Annotated in this window: 7 protein-coding genes and 1 pseudogene; 6 read left to right on the forward strand and 2 right to left on the reverse strand. The window is 28.8% G+C overall.

All coding sequences use genetic code 11. The annotated features are described in order from the left end of the window. Positions 1–113: 113 nt before the first annotated feature. Positions 114–885 (forward strand): annotated as a pseudogene (gene kduI / locus ACJJVK_RS03690) (5-dehydro-4-deoxy-D-glucuronate isomerase). Positions 886–893: 8 nt separating this feature from the next. Then, entirely contained in the window at positions 894–1,688 is a 795-nt protein-coding gene (locus ACJJVK_RS03695) for a gluconate 5-dehydrogenase (protein ID WP_405563280.1), read from the forward strand. A gap of 326 nt (positions 1,689–2,014) precedes the next feature. On the opposite strand, the gene ACJJVK_RS03700 is transcribed toward ACJJVK_RS03695, so the two are convergent. Then, entirely contained in the window at positions 2,015–3,166 is a 1,152-nt protein-coding gene (locus ACJJVK_RS03700) for an adenylyltransferase/cytidyltransferase family protein (RefSeq protein WP_215994038.1), read from the reverse strand. A 395-nt stretch (positions 3,167–3,561) separates the two neighbouring features. Next, positions 3,562–3,900, reverse strand: coding sequence for an L-rhamnose mutarotase (locus ACJJVK_RS03705; RefSeq protein WP_405563283.1), 339 nt, complete (start codon positions 3,898–3,900; stop codon positions 3,562–3,564). 810 nt (positions 3,901–4,710) lie between these two features. Between ACJJVK_RS03705 and ACJJVK_RS03710 the strand changes: the two genes are divergently transcribed. The 4 genes from ACJJVK_RS03710 to ACJJVK_RS03725 all read left to right on the forward strand — a co-directional run bounded on the left by ACJJVK_RS03710 (position 4,711) and on the right by ACJJVK_RS03725 (position 11,733). Next, the gene (locus tag ACJJVK_RS03710; RefSeq protein WP_405563286.1) at positions 4,711–4,917 is read left to right on the forward strand and encodes a hypothetical protein; all 207 of its coding nucleotides are present in this window, start codon (positions 4,711–4,713) and stop codon (positions 4,915–4,917) included. Positions 4,918–5,089: 172 nt separating this feature from the next. Beyond that, complete coding sequence (locus ACJJVK_RS03715; RefSeq protein WP_405563289.1) at positions 5,090–9,214, forward strand: two-component regulator propeller domain-containing protein; 4,125 nt, start codon at positions 5,090–5,092, stop codon at positions 9,212–9,214. A gap of 108 nt (positions 9,215–9,322) precedes the next feature. After that, complete coding sequence (locus tag ACJJVK_RS03720) at positions 9,323–11,509, forward strand: T9SS type A sorting domain-containing protein (RefSeq protein ID WP_405563292.1); 2,187 nt, start codon at positions 9,323–9,325, stop codon at positions 11,507–11,509. A 41-nt stretch (positions 11,510–11,550) separates the two neighbouring features. After that, the gene (locus ACJJVK_RS03725; protein ID WP_215994411.1) at positions 11,551–11,733 is read left to right on the forward strand and encodes a hypothetical protein; all 183 of its coding nucleotides are present in this window, start codon (positions 11,551–11,553) and stop codon (positions 11,731–11,733) included. Positions 11,734–12,180: the final 447 nt, after the last annotated feature.

The raw sequence follows: 12,180 nt of genomic DNA on the forward strand, positions 1-12,180 counted from the left end.
CACATTTCTTATAATTAATTCCACCATCAATTAATAACAATTCTAAACTTTGACGTTCAAAGCCTAATTCTTGATTTGGATAAATTTCTAAATTTAAACAGAAAATAACTATTATGGGAACCAACTATAGTAATAGATACACTGCATCACAACATGACGTAAAAAATTATGACACAGCAAGAATAAGAGAAGAATTTTTAATTGATAATTTAATGACTTATAACACAATAAACCCTACCTACTCTCATTATGATCGTTTTATTACAAGTAGTGCAGTTGCAACAACATCTCCTCTAAAGTTAGAAATTATAGATGCTTTTAAACCTATTTTTTTTAGATAGAAGAGAATTAGGTATTATATATATTGGTCAAGGAAATATAAATGTTGAATTTTTTAGTGATTCTGATGAAAATCCAGCATTATTTTATTTAAATTTAACTCCAGCTCATAAAGCTTTTCCTACTAAAAAAATAGGAAAAAATGATGTTGAAACTATTGAGCTTGGATCACCAGACACTGCAAATGCAAGAACATTAAGAAAGTATATTGTAAATAGTGTTGTAGATGTTTGCCAGTTACAAATGGGAATGACAACTATAAAACCTGGTAGTTCATGGAACACAATGCCTGCACATGTGCATGATAGAAGAATGGAGGTTTATTTTTATTTTGAAGTGCATCCAGATCAAGCAGTTTGTCATTTTATGGGCGAACCTCAAGAAACAAGACATATTTGGATGGCAAATAATCAAGCAGTAATTTCTCCTCCATGGTCTATTCATTCTGGTTCTGGTACAAGTAATTATTCTTTTGTTTGGGGAATGGCTGGTGAAAATTTAGATTATGGTGATATGGATCATTGTAAAATTAACGAATTAAAATAATAAATAATATGTCTATAAACTTATTTGATTTATCAGGAAAAGTAGCTTTAATTACTGGTGCAACTCATGGTCTTGGAATGGCAATGGCAAAAGGAATAGGAAATGCTGGTGCTAAAATTATTATAAACGGAAATTCTTCGCAAGAAAAACTAGACAAAGCAGTAGCAGATTATAAATCACAAGGAATAGATGCTTATGGTTATCTTTTTAATGTTACAAACGAAAATGAAGTAAAAGAAAACATAACAAAAATTGAAACGGAAGTTGGTAAAATTGATATTCTTGTAAATAACGCAGGTATTATTAAAAGAACTCCTTTAGTTGAAATGAAAGTTGAAGATTTTAAGGCTGTTATTGATGTAGATTTAGTAGCTCCTTTTATTGTTTCTAAACATGTAGTTAAAGGAATGATTGAAAGAAAAGGTGGTAAAATTATAAACATTTGTTCTATGATGAGTGAGTTAGGTAGAAATTCTGTTGGTGCTTATGCTGCAGCAAAAGGAGGTTTAAAAATGCTTACTCAAAATATGGCTACAGAATGGGCTAAATTTAATATTCAAACAAATGGAATTGGACCTGGGTATTTTGCAACAAGCCAAACTGAACCAATTAGAATAAATGGGCATCCTTTTAATGACTTTATAGTTGGAAGGACACCAGCAGGAAAATGGGGAGATCCAGATGATTTACAAGGTGCAGCAATCTTTTTAAGCTCTAAAGCTAGTGATTTTGTAAACGGACAAGTAATTTATGTTGATGGTGGAATTTTAGCTACTATTGGCAAACCTGCTAATGAAGATTAAAAAATATCATTATAAATAATGAACAAAACCTGTCTTATTCTAATCTGACAGGTTTTTAAATTTAAAATCCAAACAAAATGAATATCATTAAACTGTTTTTGATTTTACTTTAGACTTTAAAAGTATTACCATTAAAAAAGATAAAAATTACCAAATTTTATAATCAAGAAAGACCTCATTTGTCTAATTATATGTCAAGTCCTAAATAAAATACAAATGAAAACATATAAATCAAAAAAACTGAACAATGTTACCATTGTTCAGTTTTAAATATTAATTTTAATCCTTTATTAATCTGTATCGATTATTTAGGCCTTGACATATTTTTATAAAATTTCACTTCTTCTTATTTTAATTCGCATTGATCCTTCAATAGGTTTTTCAGAAACCATAATTAAATATCCAGCACCACCAGCACCAGCTAATTTCCATGCCATTGCTTGATCTTTATATTTATCGATTTCTTTTAAAATTCTATCGTTTACCATTGCTGGAAACATTTTAACTTGTGCATTAAACGAGTTTAAAAATGCGTCAGCAAAACTTTTTAAGTTTTTATCTTGTATAGCACTCCAAACATCATCAGCTGCACTAGCTAAAGATTTTACATTTTCTTCATTAATATAGGTTTCTCCCAAAAGATCTAGACCAGCTTCTCTTGGCCATAAAAGCACCATAGAAATATGTTCTTCTAGCCAAGTTAAAATACTCTCATCTTGTTCAGATTCTAATTTGGTAGGCCAATAACCATCACTATAATAATGTCTTGTTAAACCAGGCATACAAATTCCAACAGCATCTTGTGCACCAGATATCATTGTAGATCCAGGAGTATTCTCAAATTTAAAAAGAATTTCTGCTAATTTTTCTGGCTTTTCTAATGGCAAATAGTAAGGCCATATTTTTTTTGCAGCATTTCTTGTGGAAGTAGACATTCCACATCGTTCATTGTATTCAACTATAGGTTCTAATGAAACTGTAATAGCCCATCCTGGATGATATTTAGAAACATAAGGTTGATCTATCCAAGTACCTCCAAGATCTATTCTATAAGGTAAAGTACAGTTTCCACCAGTTCTAATTGCAGTAGTTGAACGCTCAGGAAGCCCTGAGTCTGGAATTCTTTTTAATTTTTTTAATTCGATATTTAGTTCCTGACACAGTTCTTCTTTCTTTGGAGAAAAACCATCTTCATTCACAACAAAGTAATCAGGTTTTAATTTGATGAGGTCTTCTTTAAAATCTAAGATTCCTGAACCCGAATTTACAAAGGCATTTTTAACATATTTAATAGCATTTATCATATAAATTCTTTCTTGTTCAGAATTTATCGTTAGCCTTCCTTTTAGTTCTGATATTGTACTATCAGAACCAATTCCAACATATAAATCTCCATATTCAGAGGCCTCTTTAAAAAATGCTATATGTCCACTATGCAACATATCAAAACATCCAGAAACAAATACTTTCTTTTTCATATTTAATATTTTAATAAGTAATTTAGTAAATCTACAACTTTTTCACAAAATAGTTGTTCCATCAATTGTTTTTGCTCTTCTTTTGACAGAGGCATGGTATGGTTAACACCTATGTTACCAAGTGTTGCTGCTCCATACATAAAAGATTCCATAAAAATAAACTCCAATGAGATTTGCCAAATGCTTGTAAAATATTGTTGAGATTCATTTTTGGTAGCATAACCAAACCGTTTCTAATCTCTCTAAGTCTATAAAACCAAAACTTAGTGAATCACAAAGAATAACCAAAACTAGGTATTCAGCAACTTAAGCACTTTTTAAACCATCTCCTCTTAAATAATCTTCTGTAAGATGATATAACAACTGAAACCATCTCTTATTACCTTCTGTTAATTTTATTCTTTTTGTAAGTGGTATATTTTGTTCATTAACACCCATTTTTCATCTTTTTTCGCAATAGGAAGTGCTTTTTGATATTTCCACATTAACTCTTCCCATTCTTGAACTTTTTTATTGTTACCATCATTAGAAGCTCTTTTATCTAAAGAAAAGTCTTGATCTACATCAGTAACCATAAACAAACGATTGCTTACACAATAAATTTCCATAGATTGAATGTCAGAATCTAGTATACTTTTTTGAATTTCTGGCCAAACGTTATTGTGATACTCAATATATTCTTGAATTAATTGTTCGTCATCAACTAAATCTAGAGCGTAACAAAATCTTTTCATTAACTATATGCTTTTAAAATTCTGTAACTATAATTAGCTACAATACAAAAATAAGTTAAAGATAATATAAAAATTCACTCCAGAAAAAAGTGGCAATTTTATACATATCTAATCACTTTTAAGCAATATGTTAGCTTTATTTCAATGATACCTAGATAAACGTTATCGAAAGAAATAATAATTAAAATGCTTAAAAAAATTGGGCTTGAAAGTCATCAAAATAATCTTTTCCTCTATAATTGGTAGTTAAATACCTACATTAAATAGGAATACCTTTAGAATAAATATGATTTTTTACGAATTGAATAGAAAACAAAGTAAATCGTGGAATTATATAAATTGTCTGGATGCATTTCATAAACTTTTCCTTTATGAGTTAATTGGCAACTTCATTTTTATTTCAATAAATTCTTCAATAAAGAAACACCATAAAATAGCAATCTCACATTCTTAAAAGTCAATATCTATAACAAAGAATAATAAGCTTAATATCTTTAATTTTTGGTTGTTAGATACAGGATTTCCTAAGTCTTATAATTTTTTTGAATATTTTTTAAAAAAACTAATGTTTAAATTAGATACAAAATTACAGATTTTAAATTTTTGATAAAGCAATTGTTGGTTTTATTTTTGTTGAATTAAATAATAATAATAATAATTATGAAAAAGTTACACTTTCATAAGATTTAGAAAAAGAAAAAGTATCTGAAGTTACAGGTTATTTATAGCTACGTGAATAGACAGAATGAAATGCAGGTAATATTTCTATGAACTTAACTTCTTTCTTCAACATAAAATATTTAAAAGAAATTGATACAGAAGTACCTTTTCACTTTTCCAAAAGGAGCTACTGAGTTTGTATTTTACATAAAAGATACAGGTTGTTATTTAAGAGATTTTGTAGAAAATATAGGTACTGAATTTGAAGTAAATGAAAAATTACTCAAATATTTTGGTTGTAATAATACTACCTATTATCAATTAATATTAGAAACCTGTAAAAAGTTATTAATCTAATATCAGATAAAAACTTGCTATTAAAATACATTTATATATCTAGTGATTTTAATAGAAATAGAATATTTATTATTAAAACAGAATTATTACATAAAAAGCATATAAAATTATTGACAAATAAATACTATTTATTTTATTAAATATAATAAAAAAATAATTTAATTTTGATAATATGATAAAATCTCTATACATTTTATACTTTCTTCTTTTAAATGTTTTTATAACGTTTGGTCAAACCTTTGAAAGAATTTCTAATAAAGAAGGTTTTAATCAAAATACCATTAGTGATATTGAGCAAGATGAATATGGCTTTTTGTGGTATGGTACCCCAAATGGCTTAATAAAGTACGATGGTTATCAATTTAAAACCTATACTACACAATCTAAATCTAACCAAGCCTTAAGTAGTAATTTTATAGCTACACTTTACAATGATAAAAATGGAATTTTATGGATAGGTACCAATCAAGGAGTAGATTTATACATTTCTTCTTTAGAAAAATTTATTAAAGTTCCCTTAACAGAGAAGTTTTTAATCACAAAGATAACCCAAGATAGTACAGGCAATATTTGGTTTTCTGGTAAAAATCAATTGTATAGATGTAAGGTTATAGATATAGAAAAAAATTTAATTGAGGTATCTAAAAATCTTTTACCTCCAAATTTTAAAAATAATATATTAGACTTTACTTTTAAAAATAAAGAAACTTTAATTCTTGCTACAGAAGAAGGTTTAACAAAAGTTGTTTTAGATACCGTAAATCAGAAAATAAATTCAACACTTGGTTTTAATTCATTTCTAAATACATCTATAAATACGATTTGTAAGGTTAACGATTTCTTTTTGGTTGGCACAGAAAAAGGAGTTTTTAAAATAGCTATTGATGATAATGATTTACACATCATAAAAGATTTTAATCAACTAACTACTAAACCATCCTTAAATAAGGCAACAAATGTAACCGATATTCTAAATGATAATTTAGGCGTTATTTGGATTGGCACAAAAAATAATGGTTTATATAAATATAATGAAGAGAAAGATGTTTTACAACATTTTAAATATAGCTCTAAAAACAAATTAGGTATTAGCAGTAACCAAATCAATGCATTATATAAAGATGATTTTGATGTTTTATGGATTGGTACAGCTCAAGGAGGAATTAACAAATTAGACATACATCAAAAGAAATTTATAAATTATAGTGATAATCCTTATGACCCTAATTCTTTATCAGGAAATTTAATTACAGCAATTTTAGAAGATAAAAGAGGCGTTTTATGGCTATCTGCCTACAATACACCTTTGTTTAGAAGCACAGTGTCAGTAAATGAAAAGACTGTAAATAACCTAAATTTCAAAAACTTAGGCGTAGAAAATTTATTGCAAGAGAAAGATTTTGTAAGATGTTTGTTTGAAGACAAAAATGGATTTATATGGGTAGGTTCCGATTTTTCAGTATTGGTTTATAACCCGAAAACAAATAAGGTTAAAAAAGTAAATTTTGTTCATAATAACGCACCTTACTCAGAAATTTCAATTCGGGCAATTTCAGAAACAGATACCAATGAAATCATTTTTTCTGGAAACAAAATTTTGGCAGTAAAAAATCCTTGGAAAGAATTAAGCAAATCTAAAATTAATTTAAATGTAGAATCAATTTATGATTTAGGCATAAATCGAGCAAAAACCATTTTAAAACAGGATAATAATATTTTTTGGTTTGGTACAAATTATGGATTATTAAAAACCTCTTATACTGATGATAAATTTACGGTCATCAATCATCTTACAAAAAACTCAGATGAGTATAAATTAAGTTACGATAATATATTTTCTTTATATAAAAATGATTCTACACTTTGGGTAGGAACATTTGGTGGTGGTTTAAATAAGATTTCTTTTAACAAAAAGAATAAACCCAACAACATAAAATATTTTAGAAAGAATAATGTTTTGCCAGATGATGCCATTTATGGTATTCTAAAATCTAAAGATTCTGTGCTTTGGTTAAGCACAGATATGGGGTTAGTGAAGTTTAACATGTTAAACGAAGAAGTAAATGTATATGATGTTAGAGATGGTATATCTCAAAACAACTTTAGACAAGGTGCCTATTTTAAGGGAAAATCGGGTTATTTTTATTTTGGGGGTTTAAATGGATTAACCGTTTTTAAACCAGAAGAAATTTTGGAGAACAAACAACCTCCAGAGATTTTAATATCTGGTTTATCTGTAAACAATAACCCTATTAAAATTGGAGAAAAATTCGAAGATAAAGTTGTTTTTGAAAAATCGATTTCAGAAACCGATGAATTTTCAATAAGTGAAAAAGCACAAATTATATCTTTTAATGTAGTTGCAAAACATACCTCTACACCATCTAAAAACAAACTGGCATATAAACTAGAGGGTTTTAATGATACTTGGAATGAAACTGAAGAAGGCAAAGAAGTAATAACCTACACAAATCTTTCTGCAGGAAGTTACAAATTTGAAATAAAAGCAAGTAATGGAGATGGAATTTGGGGTAAAAGCAAAACGTTACAATTGCATGTATTACCTCCTTGGTATAAGACTATTTGGAGTTTTGTTTTGTTTTTTATAATAATTGTTTCAACAATAACTTATGTAATGTTTTATTTCTTAAAACATCAAAAATTAAAAGAAAGATTAAAATACGAAGAGCTAGACAAGCAAAGAGTCGAAATTGTAAACCAAGGGAAATTTAGATATTTCACTAATTTATCTCATGAATTTAGAACTCCGTTAACATTGATAGCTGGGCCATTAGAACGTGTTATGGAGCAAAACTCAGATTCTTCAAACAACAAGTATTTAGCAATTATTCAAAAAAACACAAAAAGATTGTTAAGTCTTGTAGACCAATTAATTACCTTTCGTCAAGCAGAACAAGGTTATATAGATCTAAAATTGGTAAAATATACCTTAGGCGATTTTATATACCCAACAACAGAAGCTTTTGAAAATTATGCTTTAGAAAAAAATATTAATTTTTTCTACAAAGTTAATCAACCAAATGAAGAGATTATTATTGATGTAGAAAAAGTAGAACGTATCATTTTTAACTTATTGTCTAATGCTTTTAAAAACACACCTTCACAAGGAACCATTAGTATAGAAGCTGGAATACATTTTAAAGGAAATGAGAAAATAATAGAAATAAATGTAGTTGATTCTGGTAAAGGAATCCCAGAAGAAAAGTTAAACAATATTTTTGAGCGTTTTTATCAATTAGGAAATTCAGAAAGCGATGTTAGTGGTGGTGGTATTGGTTTAGCATTTTGTAAATCTTTAGTAAATATTCTTGAAGGCGATATATCAGCAACAAGTAAACCTGGTGTAGAAACGCGGTTTACAGTGAAAATACCATCAAAAGAACTCAAAGATTTCGATATTAAAACAAGTCAAGAGTCAAAAAAATCTTTTATAAAGAACTGGGTACCATTAACAAGTGATGTCATTAATGAAGAAGATCAACTTTCTAACACTAATAAAAAGAAAGAACATTCTATTCTTGTTGTAGAAAACGAATTAGATGTACAGCATTTCTTATTAAGTACTTTAGGTAATCAATACGAAGTTACAATAGCTAGCAATGGGTTAGAAGGTCTTGAAAAAATTAAATTAAAAAACCCAGATTTGGTTATTAGTGACGTAATGATGCCAGAAATGGATGGTTTCGAATTGTGTAACAAAATAAAGTCAGATTCTAAAACATGTCACATTCCTGTATTACTCTTAACTGCATTAGGGGCAAATGAAGATATTGTAAAAGGATTAGAATTTGGCGCAGACGAGTATCTTAGCAAGCCTTTCTCAATTAAACATTTAGAGCTTAGAGTTAGTAAGCTTATAGAAAATAGTATACGCTTAAAAGAATATTTTGCGAAAAATAGTGATTTACCCAAAGAAAAAAATGTAATAGAAATTTCTGCTAAAGACGAAGAGTTTTTAGAGAAAATTATAGAAATTATAGAAAAAAACCTTTCCAATTCTAGTTTTGGTGTAGAAGAACTATCTAAAGAAATTGGTTTAAGTACCTCTCATTTTTATAGAAGATTAAAGCAACTTACAGGTCAAGTACCAAATGTATATATTAGAAACTTTAGATTACAACGTGCTGCAAAACTTTTAAGCAGTAATAAAGGGTATAATGTTGCTCAAGTAATGTATCAAATAGGTATAGAATCTAGCTCTTATTTCTCTTCATCTTTTAAAAAATTACATGGTGTTTCACCATCAGAATATCTTAAAAAACATCGAAACCCCTAGGTTTTTCGCTTAAAAAGTAGATTTCAGCAATTATATGGGTCAATTGAGCAATAGTTAAAAGTACTTCTAATTTAATTTTGAGGCACTATTAACTTAAACAATATAATTATGAAATTAAAATTACTAATTCTTTTAACATTAATTACGGTTACGAATGCTTTTTCTCAGCATCATACTGCAACTTTAACAATTCCCACAGGTACTTATACTCCAGATGGATCTGGTAACATGACTTTTGAAACAGGAACGTTAACACATGAAGGAGCTACATTTACATTGCAAGTTACTATAGCTGCCAAGAGTTCTATAGATGGAGATGGTGCTTCTACAACACTAACACCACAAGGTATCATTGCTGATGGAACAAGTTGGGGTGTAACTTATCAAGATCCAAATATGGTGCTTCCTGATGATCTTGCTCAAACTTTTGATGCTGATTCTAAAGATGAAGCTACGGTTAGCTCAATTGTAGTAACTAATTTTGTGGATAACGGTTCAGGATTTACAGATGCTGCTATTACAGATATGTATTTTAAGTCTATAGGAATTGGTATTGCCAACAATAGATTTGATAAAGTAGAATTTGAAATTAATGGTGGAGATTTTATAAATATAGGGAAATTAGCTTCAACTGATGAAATTGTTCCATTTGAAGATGAGTATAATAACATAACCCTTAGTAATGAAGCTGTAACTTCTTTTAAACTTACTAATAATAACACTAATCAAGGAGGTTCAAATAGAATATCAGCAAGAAGCATTGTAATAGCTTACAAATTTGAATTATCAACTACTTGGGATGGTGATACTAGTTCAGATTGGACAAATGCTGATAACTGGTCAAATGGTGTGCCAACAGTTAATCATAATGCTATTATACCAAACGTAGGAATTTCTCCAATTATTACTTCAACACAAGAAGCAGCAACAAACGATCTTACAGTAAATTCTGGGGCTTCAGTTACAATAGAAAGTGGAGGTGCTTTAATTGTAGAAGGTGCTTCATCTGGTGATGTAACTTATCAAGTAACAGCAAATGATACAAATTGGCATTTATTAGCAAGTCCAGTTGTAGGTGCAGCCTATGATGGTACTTGGGTTGATGTTAATGATATTGATAATACAACAAGAACTGTAGGTACAAATGTAGGAATTGGTACTTATGCAAATACAGGTGCTGCAGAGGGTACTTGGACTTATGCAACAGATGCAGCTGAATCTGGTACATTTACTAATGGACAAGGGTATTCTTTTAAGAGAGATGCCACATCAAATGCATATTTAAGCTTTACAGGAACAGTAAAAACTGACAATCTTACAAGTACTATTAATCAGAATGCTGGTAATTGGAATTTTGTAGGAAACCCTTTTTCTTCTTATATTCTTGTTAGCGATTTATTAAATATTAATGCTGATAATTTAACTGATACACATGAAAATGTATATGTTTGGAATGGTTCAGCTTATACAGCATTAGCCACTACAGATTACATTCACCCAGGCCAAGGTTTCTTTGTGAGTGCAGATAACTCAAATGCTAGCAATTTTACAATTAATTCAAGGAAAATAAGTGGTCAAACAGGCGTTACCTTATATAAAGGCGCTTCTAAAACAGCAATTACCTTATCAATTAATGATGGCACTAATATTAAAACAACAGAAATCAATTTTTCAGATGATAAAACAACTGGTTTAGATCCTAGGTTTGATGTTGGTACATTTACGGGTACTACCAAAAATTTAGATGTTTATACGCAATTGGTTTCAGATAATGAAGGAGTAGCTTTTATGCGTCAATCATTACCTAATTCAGATTATGAAAGTATGATTGTTCCTGTAGGTATAAAAGCTGCAGCAAATAAAGAAATTACCTTTTCTGCAACCTCTCTAAACTTACCTTCTGGAGTTAAAGTTGTCTTAGAAGATAGAGCAAACAATGTTTTTACAAATTTAGATGATGGCAATTATAAAATTACTTTAACAGAAGCTGCTGATGGAGGGGGTAGATTTTATTTACATACATCTTCTAAATCTGTTTTAAGTGTAGATGATAATGTAGCGTTAAATAGTATTAGCATATATAAAACAACTGCTTCTACTTTAAGAATTGCTGGTTTACAACAAGGTGATGCTTCAGTTAAATTGTATAATATTCTTGGTAAACAAGTGTTAAATAGCTCTTTTGAAGCAAATGGAGTAAAAGATATTGCTTTACCACAATTAGCAACTGGTGTTTATATCGTTCAGCTTCAAACAGCATCAGGAAGTTTAAGCAAGAAAATTATTATGGAATAATAAGGTAAAAACATATTAGCGAACTCAAAAAATAAAACATTATGAATAAAAATATAGACAACACAAACAATAAAGAACAAGAAATTTCACGTAAAGATGCTATTAAAAAAATAGGAAATTACGGTAAATATGCAGCATTAACAGCACTTGGTACATATATGATTTTAAATCCACAAAAGGCGCAAGCAGCATCAGTTCCTGCAGATCCTGGAACTGGGTTCTAATAAAATGAAATAAATATTGTAATGTACTTAATAGCATTGCAGAATAGATATATTAAAGGTAGTGATTAAAAATCACTACCTTTTTTGGTTTTAGATAGTTGTCTTTTGCTTGTATTGCTTCATTTTTGGTCTACATAAAATTAGAGTGAATATCTATTAAATTTCGGTGCAATATGTCCTTAATTTTAATACTGTTGTATAATGAAAAGAACGCCTATTTTATTTGATAGAGAGTTTTAGTTTATTCGTTTTAGTAAATCTGTAAAATATGACGACTATAGAATTTCTATGAGCTTCATAGGTCTAGCAGCTATATCATATCTCCTATCATTATTTAAAAACTCGCTTGTGGTGTGACCTGTTGTAGAATCACTTAAAAACTCACAAAACGCTAATTTTTAATGCAAAAAGTAGAATTAAGCAAACATATGGGTTAAATAAGCAATG

The organism is Polaribacter sp. Asnod6-C07, from assembly GCF_045063625.1.
GTDB lineage: Bacteria > Bacteroidota > Bacteroidia > Flavobacteriales > Flavobacteriaceae > Polaribacter > Polaribacter vadi_A.

What these genes read in the sequence shown, in the direction of transcription:
- ACJJVK_RS03725 (WP_215994411.1), top strand. Translation starts at nt 11,551, where the DNA reads ATGAATAAAAATATAGACAACACAAACAATAAAGAACAAGAAATTTCA.
- ACJJVK_RS03720 (WP_405563292.1), top strand. Translation starts at nt 9,323, where the DNA reads ATGAAATTAAAATTACTAATTCTTTTAACATTAATTACGGTTACGAAT.
- ACJJVK_RS03705 (WP_405563283.1), bottom strand. Translation starts at nt 3,900, where the DNA reads ATGAAAAGATTTTGTTACGCTCTAGATTTAGTTGATGACGAACAATTA.
- ACJJVK_RS03715 (WP_405563289.1), top strand. Translation starts at nt 5,090, where the DNA reads ATGATAAAATCTCTATACATTTTATACTTTCTTCTTTTAAATGTTTTT.
- ACJJVK_RS03700 (WP_215994038.1), bottom strand. Translation starts at nt 3,166, where the DNA reads ATGAAAAAGAAAGTATTTGTTTCTGGATGTTTTGATATGTTGCATAGT.
- ACJJVK_RS03695 (WP_405563280.1), top strand. Translation starts at nt 894, where the DNA reads ATGTCTATAAACTTATTTGATTTATCAGGAAAAGTAGCTTTAATTACT.